Source organism: Clostridium sp. D43t1_170807_H7 (assembly GCF_015555905.1).
Taxonomy (GTDB): Bacteria; Bacillota; Clostridia; order Clostridiales; family Clostridiaceae; genus Clostridium.
Map to the genome: position 1 here is coordinate 39132 of NZ_JADNLK010000018.1, position 18529 is coordinate 57660.

13 protein-coding genes, 1 pseudogene and 2 riboswitches are annotated in these 18529 nt (G+C 28.0%); of the genes and pseudogenes, 2 read left to right on the forward strand and 12 right to left on the reverse strand.

The window, feature by feature from the left end; translation table 11 throughout:
- Positions 1 to 215: 215 nt before the first annotated feature.
- The 8 genes from I2E98_RS11845 to I2E98_RS11875 form a co-directional block, all read right to left on the reverse strand.
- Positions 216 to 2882, reverse strand: coding sequence for a cation-translocating P-type ATPase (locus I2E98_RS11845; RefSeq protein WP_195469106.1), 2667 nt, complete (start codon positions 2880 to 2882; stop codon positions 216 to 218).
- Between the two features lie 570 nt (positions 2883 to 3452).
- A complete protein-coding gene (locus I2E98_RS16340) occupies positions 3453 to 3968 on the reverse strand; it encodes a magnesium transporter (protein WP_347708033.1) in 516 nt (171 codons plus the stop codon).
- Positions 3969 to 4015: 47 nt separating this feature from the next.
- Positions 4016 to 4570, reverse strand: coding sequence for a CBS domain-containing protein (locus tag I2E98_RS16345; RefSeq protein WP_347708034.1), 555 nt, complete (start codon positions 4568 to 4570; stop codon positions 4016 to 4018).
- Positions 4571 to 4825: 255 nt separating this feature from the next.
- Positions 4826 to 5395: a xanthine phosphoribosyltransferase gene (locus I2E98_RS11855; protein ID WP_195469107.1), complete on the reverse strand. Its 570-nt coding sequence runs from the start codon at positions 5393 to 5395 to the stop codon at positions 4826 to 4828.
- An 87-nt stretch (positions 5396 to 5482) separates the two neighbouring features.
- A riboswitch (purine riboswitch) is annotated at positions 5483 to 5583 on the reverse strand.
- 135 nt (positions 5584 to 5718) lie between these two features.
- Positions 5719 to 8136 (reverse strand): L,D-transpeptidase family protein, encoded by a 2418-nt coding sequence (locus tag I2E98_RS11860; RefSeq protein WP_195469108.1) that lies wholly within the window; start codon positions 8134 to 8136, stop codon positions 5719 to 5721.
- Between the two features lie 157 nt (positions 8137 to 8293).
- On the reverse strand, positions 8294 to 8794 hold the full coding sequence (locus I2E98_RS11865; RefSeq protein ID WP_195469109.1) for a DedA family protein: 501 nt from the start codon (positions 8792 to 8794) through the stop codon (positions 8294 to 8296).
- Positions 8795 to 8829: 35 nt separating this feature from the next.
- Positions 8830 to 9360, reverse strand: coding sequence for a phosphatase PAP2 family protein (locus tag I2E98_RS11870; RefSeq protein WP_195469110.1), 531 nt, complete (start codon positions 9358 to 9360; stop codon positions 8830 to 8832).
- A 137-nt stretch (positions 9361 to 9497) separates the two neighbouring features.
- Positions 9498 to 10682 (reverse strand): chloride channel protein, encoded by a 1185-nt coding sequence (locus I2E98_RS11875; protein WP_195469111.1) that lies wholly within the window; start codon positions 10680 to 10682, stop codon positions 9498 to 9500.
- A gap of 182 nt (positions 10683 to 10864) precedes the next feature.
- Positions 10865 to 10938, forward strand: a riboswitch (Fluoride riboswitch).
- 59 nt (positions 10939 to 10997) lie between these two features.
- Here I2E98_RS11875 and I2E98_RS11880 point away from each other — a divergent pair.
- Positions 10998 to 12230, forward strand: coding sequence for a cation:proton antiporter (locus tag I2E98_RS11880; protein ID WP_195469112.1), 1233 nt, complete (start codon positions 10998 to 11000; stop codon positions 12228 to 12230).
- Between the two features lie 49 nt (positions 12231 to 12279).
- Here the strand turns inward: I2E98_RS11880 and I2E98_RS11885 are convergent, their stop codons facing one another.
- Complete coding sequence (locus I2E98_RS11885) at positions 12280 to 12489, reverse strand: heavy metal-associated domain-containing protein (RefSeq protein WP_195469113.1); 210 nt, start codon at positions 12487 to 12489, stop codon at positions 12280 to 12282.
- Between the two features lie 66 nt (positions 12490 to 12555).
- Positions 12556 to 14784, reverse strand: a complete 2229-nt coding sequence (locus I2E98_RS11890) for a heavy metal translocating P-type ATPase (RefSeq protein WP_347708035.1) — start codon at positions 14782 to 14784, stop codon at positions 12556 to 12558.
- Positions 14785 to 15034: 250 nt separating this feature from the next.
- Here I2E98_RS11890 and I2E98_RS11895 point away from each other — a divergent pair, with 250 nt between their 5' ends.
- Entirely contained in the window at positions 15035 to 16468 is a 1434-nt protein-coding gene (locus I2E98_RS11895) for a carbon starvation protein A (protein ID WP_195469114.1), read from the forward strand.
- 131 nt (positions 16469 to 16599) lie between these two features.
- Here the strand turns inward: I2E98_RS11895 and I2E98_RS11900 are convergent, their stop codons facing one another.
- Both I2E98_RS11900 and I2E98_RS11905 read right to left on the reverse strand, forming a co-directional pair.
- A complete protein-coding gene (locus tag I2E98_RS11900; RefSeq protein WP_195469115.1) occupies positions 16600 to 17406 on the reverse strand; it encodes a hypothetical protein in 807 nt (268 codons plus the stop codon).
- 122 nt (positions 17407 to 17528) lie between these two features.
- A pseudogene (locus I2E98_RS11905) lies at positions 17529 to 18380 on the reverse strand (DUF4145 domain-containing protein); the annotation flags it as partial.
- Between the last annotated feature and the right edge of the window lie 149 nt (positions 18381 to 18529).

An 18529-nucleotide genomic window follows, 5' to 3' on the forward strand; every position in this document is an offset into this window, starting at 1 on the left:
CTCCTATCATAAATAGTATTTGTATTTAAAATAATATTTATTTTTACATTTTAACATATGAATAATTGTTCATATGTTTATATTATTATTATATGCTTATCCTACTAAATTAGTCAACATTATTTTCCCAAATATTTCTTTTATTTTTTTATATAATAAAAAGCACCTAAATTAGTAATATATTTAAAACCTATTTAGGTACTTAACTATTTTAATTATGCTATATTTTTTAATCCATCATTAGAATTGCCTGAAACTTTTCTTTTTGATTTCTTACTTTCTACTATTTCATTTATAACCTTAAATATTTGAATTATTAATGTTGGTATAAATGCTAATACATATATTTGCACATATTGAATTGCCAATAAGTTTTCTACTTCAAATAACATTTGAAGTCCTGGAATAAATAATACTGCATTTAATAACACTAATCCTATTCCAAATGCATACCAAATATACTTATTAGAAAATATACCTAATTTAAATATTGATCCTTTGCCTCTGCAATTAAATCCATGGAATAATCTAGCTAAACAAAGTGTTGCAAATGCCATAGTTGAAGCTGTTAAAGGAGTTTTCATAGGATTTCCTAAATAAAAAGCAATTATTGTAAATATAGCGATTAATAAACCTTCTAACCCTAATCCTAATAAGAAATCTTTACTTAAAATAGATTCATCTTTTCCCCTTGGTCTATCTTTTAATAAATCTCTATTAGATTGTTCCATACCTATTGCTATAGCCGGTAAACTATCAGTTAAAAGATTTATAAATAATAAATGAACTGCTGCGAAGGGCATTGGTAAAGCCATAATTGAAGAATATAAAACTGCTATTATTCCTGAAGTATTACCTGATAATAAAAATTTTATAGAACTCTTTATATTACTATAAATACTTCTACCGTTAGAAACTGACTTTACTATTGTTGCAAAATTATCATCTGTTAAAATTACTGAAGCTGCATCTTTAGAAACTTCTGTACCTGTGATACCCATGGCTATACCTATGTCTGCTTGCTTCAACGCTGGAGCATCATTTACACCATCACCTGTCATAGCAACTATTTGTCCTTTTTCTTGCCAAGCTCTTACTATTCTAATTTTATGCTCTGGGGATACTCTTGCATAAACAGATATATGTTCAATATTCTCTTTTAATTCTTCATCTGACATTTTATCTATTTCTAATCCTTCGATTGCTCTATCTCCATCTCTTAAGATACCTATTTCCTTAGCTATAGCTGATGCTGTTATTTTATGATCACCTGTAATCATTATAGGCTTTATACCTGCCATTATACAATCTGCAACAGCTTGTTTACTCTCTTCTCTTGGTGGATCAATCATTGAAATTAAGCCTATAAAAATATAATCATATTCATCATCTAAAGTTAATTCCTTAACTTCATTTAACTCCTTATAAGCAAAAGATAATACTCTTAAACCACACTCTGATAATCTTCTATTAACATCTAATATTTTATTTTTATCATTCTCTGTTAATTCTCTAATACCTTCTGAAGTCATTATAAATTTAACTCTATCCAAAATAACATCTAAAGCGCCTTTAGTAAACATGATATTTTTATCATCAATCTTGTGTAAAGTACTCATAAGTTTCCTATCTGAATCAAATGGAATTTCAGCTACTCTTTCATACTCTTTTCTTAATTCTAATTCATTTATTGAAATGTCATGTCCTAGATTTACTAATGCCACTTCTGTTGGATCTCCAATTTCTTTTCCATCCTTTGAAGTTGAATCATTGCATAGAATAGAATTTTTAATTAAATATTCTTCAACTCTATTATCTAATGAAATTTCAGATCCATTAATCAATTTTCCATCAACATATATTTTTCTAACTGTCATTTTATTTTGAGTTAAAGTACCTGTTTTATCTGAACATATTATAGAAACTGAACCTAAACCTTCAACAGCTCTAAGCTTTTTGATAATTGCATTTTCTTTAGCCATCTTTTGAGTTCCTAACGCTAAAACAATAGTAACTATAGAACTTAAGGCCTCTGGAATAGCCGCAACTGCTAAAGCAACTGCAAACATTAATGAATCAAGAACTGGCATTTTTCTATACAATGATAATCCAAATACAATTGCACATATAGCTAGTATTATAACAGCAAGCTTTTTACTAAAATCATCTAAGCTAACTTGAAGAGGAGTTTTCTTTTCCTGAGTGTCCTCCATAAGAGTAGCTATTTTACCTATTTCTGTTTTCATTCCTGTACTTGTAACAAGTATTAATGCTCTACCATAAGTTACTAAAGAACCTGAAAACACCATATTCTTCTGATCACCTAAAGCTACCTCTTCATTATCTATCTTCTCAGTAACTTTATCTACACTTAAAGACTCTCCCGTAAGTGAACTTTCATTTACTTGCAATGAATAACTTTCAATTACCCTACCATCAGCAGTAATTAAATCGCCAGCCTCTAGAACTAAAATATCTCCAGGAACAACATCTTTTGATTGTATTTCTATCTTTTTACTATCTCTTATTACTTTAGCACATGGTGCTGATAATGCTTTTAACGAATCTAAAGATTGTTCTGCCTTAAAATGCTGAACTGTACCTAATACTGCATTTAGAATTATTACACTAAATATAACAATAGTACTTTCTACATTGTTACTTAACATCGAAATTATTCCTGCAGCAATCAAAATAAATATTAGTAAATCCCTAAATTGGCTAAAGAATACTTGAACTACACTTTTTTTCTTTTTTTGATTTAATTCATTAAAGCCATAATAAGATAAGTTTTCTTTTGCTTGTCTACTGCTTAATCCCTCTTTTGATACATTGAAATAATTTAATGACTCTTCTGTAGTTTTAGAAAAATACTTTTCCATAGAATCCTCCTTATTTTTAATAATAAATTTTATAATTTTAGGATTATCTCTTATTAATTAATAAAAAAAGAGACCCTTAATATAATCCTCAAACTTAAGTAACAGTAACTTAAGGATTATATTAAAAGTCTCGTAACCCAAATGGTATATAACACCAGGCATAAGCCGCGATTGTTGATGCTATATTTTATACTACTCCCCTTTAATAGAGATATTCTCTTTTACAAGAGTTATTATATTCTCATTAATATTTTTTGTCAATTATTATCCGTATTGCTTTTTATTTCAATTTTCTTTTTTTTATTGTAATATCTCATAAAAATTTATATTTTTCTCAAAATCATAGATATATCTTATTTTATTATTTGTATTTTTATGGTATAATTAATACATAAACCTACCAGGCAAAAATAGGTTTGAAACAGGGGTAATCTGCTAGTGCTCCTGTTTTTGCATTTATATAAGAAAATTATTATTGTTTTCAGTAAACTTTTAAAGAAATTTTTAAATAATTATTTATTGTTTTAACTATATAAAAATATAAAGATAATAAAGTGGACTTTATTATCTTTATAGGAGATATTGTATTAAAAGAGTTGCTAATCCTAAGAAAAAGAAAAATCCTAAAACATCAGTAAATGTTGTTACAAATATTGATGATGCTAAAGCTGGATCTACTTTAAACTTCTTTAATACCACTGGTACTAAATAGCCTGTAACTGTAGCTACCACCATATTTAAAACCATAGCCACACCAATTATTATTCCAAATACTAAATTCCTTTCCCATAAGAATCCTAACAATCCAATTATAGCTCCTATGGCTATACCAGTTAATAATCCAACTCCCACTTCTTTTAAAAATACTTTCTTCATATTTTTGAAGTTTAGTTCTCCTAAAGCCAATCCTCTAACTATAATAGTTAATGTTTGTGTTCCCGCATTTCCCCCCATACCTGTAACAATGGGCATAAATGTAGCTAATGAAACAACAGCTTGAATAGTTCCCTCAAAAGCTCCAACAACTGCTGATGCTAAAATTGCAGTAAACAAATTCACTATTAACCAAGGTAATCTACTCTTCACAGATTCACTTAGTTTTCCATCAACTTTTTCACCTTCATCTACTCCACCTAAACGATTGAAACTACTCCCTTAAGCTTATCAAAATTATCTACTACATATAAATCATATATATTTTCATTTTCTTCACCGTATTTTTGTAAATACTTTAATGTTTGTTCAATTGTCATATTTTCTTTAAGTGCAACAAATTCTGTTGCCATTATACCTGCTGCAGTATCGGGATCATAACTTAATAATTGACGAACCTTTCTTGCATCTTCATCTGTCATTTTTTCTAATATTTTATTAGCTTGTTCTTCATCCAACATACCAAGCAAATCTGTTAATTCATCTGATGACATTTCTTCTATAATATTTTTTTGCTTATTTTCAGAGAACTCCATTAAAATATCATATTTTTCTTTATTTTCAGCTTCATCAATAATATCAGCAATTAATTCCTCTGGTAATCTACATAAAATATCACTTCTATCTTCTGGGTACTCACGTAATACATCAAGAACATCAACTGGATGTATATTCTCATAATACTTAATTATACTTACTTGTGGTGCATGTAATAAGAACTTTCTTAGTTCTTCTTTATTCATATTTAATTTCATTGCACTTCCTCCTAATTTTATGCATAGGAAAAAACATTTTATTAAATGATATAATAAATTAGTGGTATCAGTGAGTAACTTCCTATATATCTCATATTTAATTTTTCCAATAATTAAAGTTTTACTCGGATATAAGTCTATTAAATAGTAACTCATATTTATAAGTAATAAAAAAGACATTTTGTCTCAATAACAAAATGCCTTTTTAATATCTTACTTATTAAATTATAAAACTTTAGTACTATAAATAGTAAATTAAATGAACTCTATAATTCCTTTTCCTAACTTTCCAATTCTAGCTAAAGAGTAAACATCATATCCTTTTTCATCTAAAATAGCTCGTCCTGGTTGGAATGATTTTTCTATTACTATTCCTATTCCTCCAACCTTTGCTCCAGCTTCTTCAATTAATCTTATAGCACCTAAAGCAGCTTCTCCATTTGCTAAAAAATCATCTATTACTAATATATTGTCCTCTGGAGAAATATATTTTTTTGATAATGTTAATTCATAATCAGAACCTTTTGTAAATGAATGTACTGTTGTTTGATATACATCTCCATTTAAAATTTTAGAACTTTGTTTCTTTAAAGTTACCATAGGAAGTTCCATTTGCATTGCAGTCATTACTGTAGGTGCTATTCCTGAACTTTCAATAGTAAATATCTTCGTTATTCCATGATTTTTATAATATTCCTTAAAATAAGTTCCTATATCATACATTAATCTTGCATCTACACCATGATTTAAAAAAGAATCCACCTTTAATACAGTTTCACTTAATGCTTTACCCTCTTGTAATATACGTTCTTTTAAAATATCCATTATCTTTCTCTCCCTTATAAACATATCTATAAAAAAATAAACACCTCATATAAATTGAGGTGCCGACATTACTTATACATAAAAAAATATATAGTTTCAACTCCTCGTAGTCTACTGATTTACGGTCAGTAGGTAGAAACTTTCGGACCAATTACCGATTTTATACGAGATTTTTACAAATTCACTTATTGGTATTATACCACGAACATTCATATTGTAAATACATATTTTATTTATATATTCCAAATTTAATTTTATATTTATTCATATTAAAATAATAATAACTTCGCAATAACACTATTAAATGTATTGCGAAGTTATTATTAATATCTACAAATTATTGTAGTCTTATCTTCTATATTATTATAAATTGCCTGTGCTACACTATATGGCATATTAACACATCCATGAGACCCATTAGTTTTATATATACTTCCTCCAAAGCTACTTCTCCAACTTGCATCATGCAGACCTATTCCACCATTAAATGGCATCCAAAAACTAACTGGTGAAGCATACCCATCCCCTCTTAGCACAAAATCCTTAGCCTTCCAATCTAATCTATATACACCTGAAGGAGTTGCATGTCCTGCACTAACATTTCCTGTAACTACATTTCCTTGAGTAATTAATTCACCATTTTTATAATAAACAACAGTTTGATTAGTTAAATCAACTTCAACAAAAGTATTTATCACATAGTCATCTGTAGCAGTTGGTGTTTTAAATGATAAATCCTTAGTTGTTTCACTACCATTACTTATTGCTTCAACTATTTGTGAAATAGTTGTATCTCTATCTATATAATATATTCCTGGTGTAGTACTAACCTTTATAACTTCACCTGACCATCTAGTAAATGTTCTAGTGCTTCCTATATTATCGTAAATATCCCCTAGTTGATTTACATACTCTTTAATAGCATCTTCATTAAGTGTAACATTAAAATCTTCATCTATATTAATCCATGTGTTTATCAAACTTGAATCTATAACAATTTCATCTCCTGATACATTATAGGTAATTTTTGATGACATATATTTATCAATAGTATTTTTAGCTTGTACCACAACATCTGTCTCACTAGTATACTTTGGTTCTTCATAACAACCTTCTTTATCTAAATCTAAAACATCATTTATATTTTGAATATAAGTTAGTACCTTTGAATAAAATTCATCATATTTTACTCTATTACCTTTATCTTCTTTTACAATTTCATATCCATCATCTGTATAATTAATATATGCACTTACAGGATCTTTTACATTTGATTCGTTAAGACAATTAAGTTCTCCTAAAATTTGCTTTAATAATGATTCATCATAGGAAATACCATCAGTCATTGTATATTTATTACTAGAAAACATAGATTTAATCCATAAAAAAGGATTTTGTTCTTCTAATAATCGGCTTATTTCATTGTTAAAATCATATTCTAAACTAATCTCCGCTCCACTTAACTGTTCAGTATTATCATGTCTTTCGTTAATTGTTAAAACATAATCACTAGCTTTTTCTGTCATTAAAGCTTGTGCTGATTTGCTACTCTTTCCGGTAACATTAATTCCATTTATATATGTTCTAAAGAAGAAATGATTATTAAAATATGCTGTCATTATTAAATATACTACTAATAAACTAGCGCCAATAATTCCTGTTGATATCCAAACCTTTTTATTATCTTTTTTATCTTTTCTAATCTTTTCATTAACTTCTACCGTTGCCATCTGAATAGTTTTTTCTATCTCTTTAGTCTTTATTGAATCCTCTATTTTAACTTGATCTTTAAGCATTTTATTAAGCTCGTCCACATATTCTGAGTATTCTTTAATCCCAAGTTTATTTGAAAATAATACTATACTCTCTTTAGCTTTATTTATATCTTCTTTTGTAGAATTAGGCAGCCCTCTATAGTATTCATCTAATAACTTATATTTATATTCATGGATATTATCGTATCCTAAGAATTCACCTAATTCTTCTAATTGATTATCCTTATCCCCATACTTGTACAATAATGCCTTATATATATTTTCATTATATGGATTTAACTTTATTATCTCTTTTATAGTATTTACTTCTTCATCTTTTGAGATTTTATTTTCTAATAATTCTTTAATTAAAGTATTTGATTTATTTATATCTTCAGCATTATTATATGATGATACAGCATCCACATTATTGTAGTTTAAAACATCTATTATTGCAAAATTAATATTAAATATACTTTCTATCATAGAATTAACTAATTTATTTATTATTTCTATAGAAATACCATTTTCAATTTTATCACTATCTAAAATTATATTTTTCTCTTGCAACTTAAAAGGCTTTCTTATTAATTCCGAATTAATATTTAACTTAGCATATGTTATATCTTCTATCTTATTATCTATAAATTCCTTGTTATTATCATTATTTATTTCCTCTAAAGTATTTTCCCATGTACAATAATTATTCAAATAGTATTTTTTATTAAATGTATCATTATCAATTTCTTTTATCCCAAATTCATTAATAATATCTATTGCTTTCGAAATATAACTATTTAAATATTCATACCCAAAGCTTTCTCCATCCTTTAATAGTTGTTCAATACTATTGAATTTTTTAGTACATTCTTCAGTAAATGTTGAAACTGAATTAAAAGCTAATTGTAAGAATTCTCCCCTTATCTCATTTAGCTTAACAAATTCATTTGGAAAATAAATATCCTCATTTAATACTTTAAAGTTCATACTTTCCTCCCATATTATTACCATTTAATTAGTTAATGCATTACCCCTTTTTATTTCTGCATCTTTCTATAATATTAATTCTTTGTTAATTTATTACAATTTTAACACAAAAATCGTCTCTTTCATATATAAATTTTTAAAATATTATTACTTACTTCTATTTCAAGAATAAATAACCAAAGGCATATCCTGCATATATAAATATAAAGTTCCATATAGTAATTCCTATAATTGAATATAAGGTAAATTCTATAAATCCAATATTGAATGTACCAGCAACTAAGGATATTAACGTTCTAGCAACTGGTATAACTCGTGCTACAACAATTCCTATATTCCCATATTTATCTATATATTTATAAATTTTATCTATCGCCTTTTTAGATTTTGGAAATTTATTTTGTAATTTACTCAAAATTGGCTTTCCACAATAATGTCCTAATATATATAAAATAAAACTACCTAATAATCCTGCAATTACTGATATTATAAGAGTATATATAAAATTTAATCCATCTGATTTAACTAATATACCGGCTGCAGGCATTATTATTCCTGCTGGCAAACCTGGTAAGTTTAAATATTCTAAAAAAACTATTACTGCTAAAAATATATATCCATACTTACCTATATATTGAAGCATATTATTTATATCCACTCCTCTTATACTCCCCTCTATAAATTTACTTATATTTAATAAAATTTACTCATAAACAACATAACAGTTATTAATCCACATAAAGTTCCTATTATCCCACCGCCAATAACATCTGAAGGATAATGCACTCCTAAATATATTCTTGAAAAAGCAATTAAACATGCTAATAACATTATTTCTAAAGAAGCAGCATTATCAGTCTTAATAAAAACAGTTGCCACAGCAAAAGATGAAGCAGTGTGCCCTGAAGGAAATGAATATGTAATTGGTCTTGATATTAAAAGTTCTTTATCATCATCACCATAAAATGGTCTTTTTCTCTTTACAATATTCTTTATTATTCCTTCACCTATAATAGTAGTGATTACAAGTGCTATAAGTATTGTTTGCCCTAATACTCTATAATCTTTTTTTGTAATTAACAAAACAGATATCACAATCCATATTATCCCTAAGTTTCCTGCAGAGGTTATAATGGGCATTATCTTATCGAAAGTCTTATTTCTAAACTTTACATTTATCCATCTTAAAATTGTATTATCTACTTTTTTAAAAATTTCTATCATTGTCCTCTCACTTTCAATAATATAATTTGTTTATATTCTTTCCATGACATATAAGCTATATGCATTTATTCATCCAATAAAAAATATCAGTAAATCTTAAGTATGATTTACTGATATTGGAATTATTTGTTTGTGTTTTATTCGTTCCACAATTGCGATGTATAAATCCCCTTATGTCCTGAGATAAAAACTGCTATCATACAAACAAGCATTGCAAATATAATATTATTTGCTCCAAAAAGCTCTAAATACATCATAAAACACGCAATAGGTGCATTTGTTGCTCCAGAAAAAACTCCAACAAGACCTAATGCTGCTGAAAATGCAAATGGTAAACCAAGTATATGTGATAAAGTGGCTCCTAATGTAGCACCTATAACAAATAATGGTGTAACTTCTCCTCCTTGATATCCAGCTCCTAAACACAAAGTGGTTAACATGAGCTTAATAATAAATGCTAAATAAGGCACATTTCCATCAAAAGCATCACTTAACAATCCCAAACTTAAGTTATTATACAGATTATTTCCTATAATTAATGTAGCTATAACCATCAAACTACCACCTACAAATATTTTTAAATATTGATTTTTACAATATTTTATTAGCTTTTCCTTAAACCACTGTGTCATATACACAAATAATCTACTAGCCAATCCAAAACAAATTGCTAATATAATAACTTTTGCAGTATTAATTAGATTAATAGACTCTACTGGTGGTATTTTATAATGAGTATGTTTAACGCCTAAAAGCTTAACAACTGAATTTCCTATAATAGCCGATGTTATTGCTGGAATCATTGAGTTATAGCTTAAACTACCTACTTTTGAAACTTCTATTGCAAATATTGTTCCTGTAAGAGGTGTTCCAAAAACAGATGAAAATCCAGCAGCTACACCACTTATTAATAATATTTTCTTTTCCTCTTCCGAAGTTTTTAAGGCTTTAGACAATGAATTTCCTATAGTTCCTCCTATTTGAACCCCTGTTCCCTCTCTCCCTACAGATCCACCAAAAAGATGAGTTAATACAGTTCCTAAAAAAACTAATGGCGCCATAATAAATTTAATTTCTTCTTTGCTTCCATTTATATTTTCAATAATTATATTATTACCCTTTTGAGAATTACCACCATATTTACTATAAAGAAAAGTCATTATCATACCAGATAAAGGAAGTATAAATATCAAAGATCCATACTTCAAATTAAGAGTTACTGAATTTTCTAAAAGTATTAAAAATATCCCTATAAACACCCCTGAAATGCTACCTATTATTATAGAAATCAGTACCAATTTCAGTATTGTCTTACTTTTCATCTATATCACTCCTTTTACCTATTACTTATTAAATTTCCCTAAATACAAAAATAATACCTATAAATAGAATACTTTTTAAATTTTACTCATTAAAATTAATTATAATTTCACCCTTTGGAACACATATTGTATCGTTTTCCAATAATGGCTTTATTGAAATATATAGTTACTTATGATAAAATCAAAAAACAGGGAATGAAGTACTCCCTTGATACTTATCAAAACCGCTTATTAAGCTAATGACTTCTACAACTTTTTTTGTTGTAGAAATCATTAGCTTTTTTTTACTTTCACTTTATTTTAGGAGGATTATTTATGTTAATTAAATTTTTAGTAATACTAATTAGCTTAATATTAATAGGAATATTAGCTAATTATAGTGGAAAATTAGTAGAACTTATAAAATTACCTTCTCTTATAGGTATGATTTTACTTGGAATGATTGTAGGACCATCATTTTTAAATCTTGTACCACAATCAACTTTGACTATCTCTCCCTATATCAAGGATATTGCCTTAGTAACAGTATTATTTATAGGTGGACTAGGAATAAGTATAAATCAAATGAAACAAATAGGTAGACCTGCTATTTTATTAAGTATAATACCTGCAACCCTAGAAGGCTTAACAATTGCCTTTTTATCAATGATATTTCTTAATTTTACTTTTGTACAAGGTGCAATCCTAGGATTCATAATAGCTGCTGTAAGCCCAGCTGTTTTAGTACCATCAATGGTTGATTTAATTAAAAGAAAAATCGGACAAGATAAAGCAATTCCTCAAATGCTTTTAGTTGGTGCTTCTGCAGATGATACTGTTGCAATTACTTTGTTTACAACTTTTTTAGGAATTTATATGTCTAGTAATAATGGGCAATCTATTTCTATTGCTAGTGAACTTTTTTCAATTCCTATTACTATTTTTACTAGTATTTTTATAGGCTGGCTACTTGCATTTTTAACTAAAAAATTATTAAAATCTATTAAAATTAATACTTTAAGGGTTATTCTTACATTTATAATTTGTTTATTAATTAGATTAGTAGAAAACACTTTTCATTTAGAAATATTTAATTCTTTATTAACTATAATGATTTATGGATTTTTCTTAAGAGCCTTTTTAAATGATTTAGCCCTTAAAATTCAAGATGGAATAAATGTTGTTTGGAAGTATGGGAAAATTTATTTATTTGCCTTTGTTGGAATGGCTATTAATCCATCTCTTGTTGGAGAATATTTATGGATAGGAATATTAATGCTTATTATATCTTTAACTATTAGATCAATAGGTGTTGCTATTTCTTTAATTGGAACTGACTTATCTTTTAAAGAAAGAATTTTTTGTATTATAGCTTACTTACCTAAAGCAACTGTTCAATCTGCTAAAGCTGGTATTCCTCTTCAAATGGGTGTTGCTGGTGGTGAAGTAATGCAAGCTATTGCTATTTTAAGTGTATTAATCACTGCCCCTATTGGAGCTATTGGCATTAAACTTTCATCACCTAGATTGTTAAATCAAGAAAACACCAAAGAAGATATGGCTATATAACCAATCAAAAAAAGAACTGATATTTAATTTAACATCAGTTCTTTTTTTGCTATATATTTTCTATTTTGATTACATCATATCCCATGTCTTCAACTTTTTCTTTTATTGAATCATCTGATTCATTTGTTTCTACAACTGCATACTTTCCTTCTAAATTAACTTCAATTCCTGTTGCATCATTTAATTCTTCTAAAGCTTCAGTAACATGAGCAACACAGTTTTTACAACTCATTCCTTCAATTAATATTTTCTTTTTCATAAAATCTCCTCACTTTCATCCTCTTTAAGATATCTTTATTTTAATATTATTAATAACTATTTATACTTATTTATTTGGATCAAAACTTCTTAATCTTAATGCATTTGCTAAAACTGAAACTGAACTTAAGCTCATTGCAGCTGCACCTATCATTGGATTTAATAATGGTCCTCCAAATATATGAAGTACTCCCATAGCTACTGGAATACCTAAAACATTATATCCAAATGCCCAGAATAAATTTTGTTTTATATTTCTAATAGTTGCTTTACTTAATTTAATAGCTGTGGCAACATCTCTTAAATCACCTTTCATAAGTACTATATTAGCTGATTCAATAGCTACGTCAGTACCTGTTCCAATTGCAATACCAATATCAGCTTGTGCTAATGCTGGAGCATCATTTATTCCATCCCCAACCATAGCAACCTTACTACCCTTTTCTTGAAGTTTTTTAACTTCATTTGCTTTATCTTCAGGTAATACCTCTGCAAGAACAATGTCAATTCCAACTTGCTTTGCAATAGCATGCGCTGTTTTCTTATTATCTCCGGTAATCATAGCAACCTTAATTCCCATCTTATGAAGATTTTCAATTGCTTCTTTACTACTTGGCTTAACTGTATCTGCAACTGCAATAATACCTTCTAACTTATTATTTATTGCAATATACATAGGTGTTTTACCCTCATTTGCTAATTTATCTGACTTAACACCTAATTCTCCAACTTCAATAGAGTTTTCACTCATTAATTTTTTATTTCCAAGTAAAATAGTCTTACCTTCTATTTCAACTTGAATACCATGACCAGGAATAGCTTTAAAATTAGATATTTCTTTAAACTTAATATTTCTTTCCTCTGCACCTTTTACTATTGCTTCACCTAAAGGATGTTCAGAACCTTTTTCACTACTTGCCGCTATAGATAATAATTCATTTTCTGATATTGTAGTAGTAATAATATCTGTTACTACTGGTTTACCTTCAGTAATAGTACCCGTCTTATCAAATACAATAGTATCAATTTTATGGGTAATTTCTAGAGCCTCTCCACCCTTAATTAATACTCCATATTCTGCTCCTTTTCCTGTTCCAACCATAATTGCTGTAGGTGTTGCTAATCCTAAAGCGCATGGACAAGCTATAACTAAAACTGAAATAAATATTGTTAATGCAAATACTCCATTTTCACCTGCAATTATCCATCCTATACTAGCAAGTATTGCAAGGACAATTACTATTGGGACAAAATATGATGCAATAATATCTGCCATTTTTGCAATTGGAGCTTTTGATCCTTGAGCATCTTCAACTAATTTAATAATTTGAGATAATGCAGTATCTTTACCAACCTTAGTAGCTTTATATTTAATAAATCCTGTTTTATTAATACTAGCTCCTATTACCTTACTTCCAACTGTTTTTTCAACTGGGATACTTTCACCTGTAAGCATAGCTTCATCGATTGCAGTAGCCCCTTCTATAACTTCACCATCAACTGGTAATTTTTCACCTGGTTTAACTATAATTATATCTCCAACAATAACTTCATCTATAGGAATACCTAACTCTTTTCCATCTCTTACAATAGTAGCTGTCTTTGGTGCTAATCCCATAAGCTTTTTAATTGCTTGAGATGTTTTTCCCTTAGAAATTGCTTCTAAATATTTACCTAAAGTTATTAAAGCAAGTATTGTAACAGCTGCTTCATAATATAAACTCATAGCATAAGAACCATCACCTGTATAAATTTTATATGTTCCATATAAACTATAAATAAAGGCTGCACTTGTTCCTATTGCAATTAAAGAATCCATATTAGGACTTAATTTAAATAAATTTTTATATCCAATATAATAAAATTTATATCCAATTATCATAACTGGTATTGTTAAAACTAATTGAATTATAGCAAAGTTAAGTGGGTTCATCATTGGATCAATAATCTTAGGTAACGGCATACCAACCATATGTCCCATTGTTATTGTTAAAAGTGGTACTGCAAATATTAATGATAATATTAACCTCCTCAATAGCTTTCCTTTTTCATCTAATTTCTTTCTCTTTTCTTCTACTTTCTGCTCATCTTCTCTTATTAATTTATATCCAGCTTTCTCAACCTTTGCTTTTATATCTCCAAAATTTATAGCATCTGCATCATAGCTTACTGAAAGTTTTTCTGTTGCAAAATTAACATTCGCCTCTTTAACGCCATCCATTTTGCTAACTACTTTTTCAATTCTGTTAGCACAAGCAGAACATGTCATACCACTTATTTTAAATTTACTATTCACCTATATCACTCCCTTAAATAAAAGTATTTATTTAAATTATTATTCTCCTTTATTACACCCCCACCTAGGGTGGGGTTATAAGCTTATTATATTCCTTTTTTTATTATTTGCAATAGCTTTTTTATTATTTAATGATATTATTTATCAATTAAAATATTTATTTTAATTGCTTATCATAAGTATTTATTTTTTACATATATATTTATTAAGAAATTATTGTAAACGTTTTATTAATTTAGGAGGACTTTTTATGATCAGTTTCTTTGTTTGTCTAGCTATATTGATAATAGGTTATTGTCTATATAGCAAACTTGTTGAAAAAATCTTTGGGCCAGAGTTTGACAGAAAGACACCTGCATTAGTCCACCCAGATGGAGTTGACTATATGCCAATGAAACCCTGGAGGTCATTCTTAGTACAACTTCTTAATATTGCAGGACTTGGTCCAATATTTGGTGCATTATCAGGAGCTATCTGGGGGCCATCAGTATACCTTTGGATTGTTTTTGGTACACTTCTTGCTGGTGGTGTTCATGATTTTCTAAGTGGTATGCTATCAGTTAGAAATGACGGAGCAAGTATTTCTGAAATTGTTGGTATTTACTTAGGTAAAGTAATGAAAAATGTAATGAGAGTATTTTCAGTTATTCTTCTTGTTATGGTTGGCGTTGTATTTATGGTTGGCCCCGCTGGTTTATTAGCAAAACTTACACCTAATTTTATGAATGTAACCTTCTGGACAATTGTTGTATTAATTTATTATTTCCTTGCTACTTTATTACCTATTGATAAGATTATCGGAAAACTATATCCTATTTTCGGTATATGCTTAATTGTTATGGCTGTAGGTATTGCAGGTGCAACAATATTAAATAATGGTACTAATCCAATGATGGAAATTACACTTGAAAATCTTCACCCTGATGGTGCTCCAATTTGGCCATTAATGTTTATTACAGTAGCATGTGGTGCTATTTCAGGTTTCCATGCGACACAATCACCTATTATATCAAGATGTATAGAAACTGAAAAAGATGGTAGAAAAATATTTTATGGTGCTATGGTTGCAGAAGGAATAATTGCTCTAATATGGGCATCTGCTGGTATTGCTTTCTATAAAGGAACTGGTGGATTGCTTGCTGCAGGTGGAGGTAATTCTTCAACTGTATATGATATGTCAATTGGCCTTTTAGGTAAAGTTGGTGGAGTTCTTGCTATGATTGGTGTTATTGTATGCCCTATTACTTCAGGGGATACAGCCTTTAGAAGTGCAAGACTTACAATATCAGATTGGTTTAAAATTGATCAAACTAAAATTCCTAAGAGATTAATGCTTGCTATTCCTCTACTTGGAATTGGATATTTAATTTCACTTATAGACTATTCAGTTGTTTGGAGGTATTTCTCATGGTCAAACCAAACACTAGCTATGATAGTTCTTTGGGCAGGTTCTGTATATCTTGCTAAATATGCTAAGATAAATAAACCAATTTCATCATTAATTGCAGTAGTTCCTGCAACCTTTATGTCAGCAGTAAGTTGTACCTATATTTTATATGCACAAGAAGGCTTTAGACTTACAACAACAATTGCATATCCTGTAGGTATAATTTTTGCAGTTATATGTTTATGCTTATTCTTATTCCGTACATTTATACCAGCTATAAAAGCTAAAGCTAATTAAAAATTAATAGTCTAAAAAATAAAAGTACTAAATTGAATTTAATATAAAACTCAATTTGGTACTTTTAACTTTTCATTAAATAATCTTATTTTCTTAAAATAAAAAACCATAGATTTCTCTATTACTCAACACTATTTCTTTTCTTCATATTCTTTTCTAAGCAGCTTTACTTCTTCTAATGATAAATCACACTTTTTTGCAATCATTTCATCGTTTAGAATATCCATTAAATTTTTAGCTATTTCTTTTTGCTTTTCTATTTGACCTTCATTAAATATCTTTTGCCCTAATGGTGACATACGTATCTTCCTCCCTAATTCATCACTAATTTCAACATTAAATTTTAATGCCAATGATAATAAAATAGTTTGACATTGAATTTTCAATTCTTTATCACTAATATCTGTACTTAATTCTAGTGCAGATTCTATTACTTTATCTTTACTTGTTTCACTATCCATTAATGGAGTAAATTCTAACCATGCAATATCAGTTAATGTAAGTTCTTTTCCTGAGACTAACTTTTCTTTTACATCATTCAAAATCTTATCTGCTGAGAAATTACCCATATAAATTGGATTAAATTTATATTTAACAGACCCATAATCCAGTTCATTATTTACCTTTAAAATATCATTTGTATATATTACATATGTTTCAATAGGCTTTTTGTATTGAGAAATTAAATGAGCATCATATAATTGAAATCTATATATATCATCATTTTTCTTTGTACTTTGGAATTCAAAATGTATAAGTTTTTCATTATCAACTTCATATATAAAATCAACAGAAAGCCTATCTAATTGTATTTCTTTTATATCTCCCCTTAGCGGTCTAAAATTAGTACCTTTTATTCCAAAAATATCTTTAAGACCACTTAATTGTTTAACAAAAGCCTGAGAAAATACAGTATCTTCTATCTTTAATTTATCCATATCAACTTTCCTTTACTATATATTTAATTATATCAAAATTAAAATTAGTCTTTCAAATATATTATCTTAATTATATACCATAAACCAATTAATAATCCTAAAAACTAAAAGTACCAAATTGAATTAAATTGTTTTTCTAAACAATCAGCATATAACTTTGCTTGTTGTTGCCCTATTTTAGGGTCCTTGCTACTTCTTTTAGCTTCAACTACAGCTAAAGGTTTTCCATTAGCTCCATATAAAACATAATCCACAAAACCTATTTTAGAATCATTTGGCATTCCTGAAACTTCTACTTCTTCTCCAATATCCTTATTAAACTCCCATCCAGCAAGCTTAAGTTCAATATCTATATATCTTTTTCTAGTTTCAAATTCACTTATTTCATCTACATTGAAATCATAGTTTTTAGAATTAGATTTTCTCTTTTCTGTAAGTTCTTTTCTTAGCTCTTCATTTTGCTTTCTTATTTCTTCAAGTTTCTTATCCTTAGAACTTAATTTATCATAAAGATCTTTAAGCTCTTCTGGTCTAGTTCTTTTATCTTCGCCATACATTAATAATTCTTCATTAAAAGGCTCTGCTTTATAATCACCATAACAGTAATCAATCCAAGCTACAAATTCATGAAGGTTATGAAGAGCAAGTACAGCTTCTTCTCTTTTAATATTTGCATTAGTATGAACAGCAACATTACCAAGCTTAACTATATATTTAATAAGTGGTAATAACTTAGAATCTATTGTTTCAATAAAATTATTATCATGTATTAAACTTGATAAATTATCTTGGTAAGGGAAATAAAGACTTTCATCAAAACTATAAACCCATTTAACTGCAAGCTCTAATGCTCTTCTTGTAAGAATTGCAGTAGTTGCAGGACTGACTAAAATACTTTTTTCTGCTTCAACACAAGCATTATAAAAACTTTTAAATATATCATTATCTTTTAAAAAGCTAAAATTTCCACTCATGCTTATTCCCCCAATTTTCTAAACATTGATTTAGTTTGATTATATCATGGTTTTAATATTTTTATGTATTAAAATGGAGCTGTCGCAATAGAGGGTAAAAAAATCCGCTAGCGATAGCTCTTTTTCTATATTTTCAAAAAAATAATTGT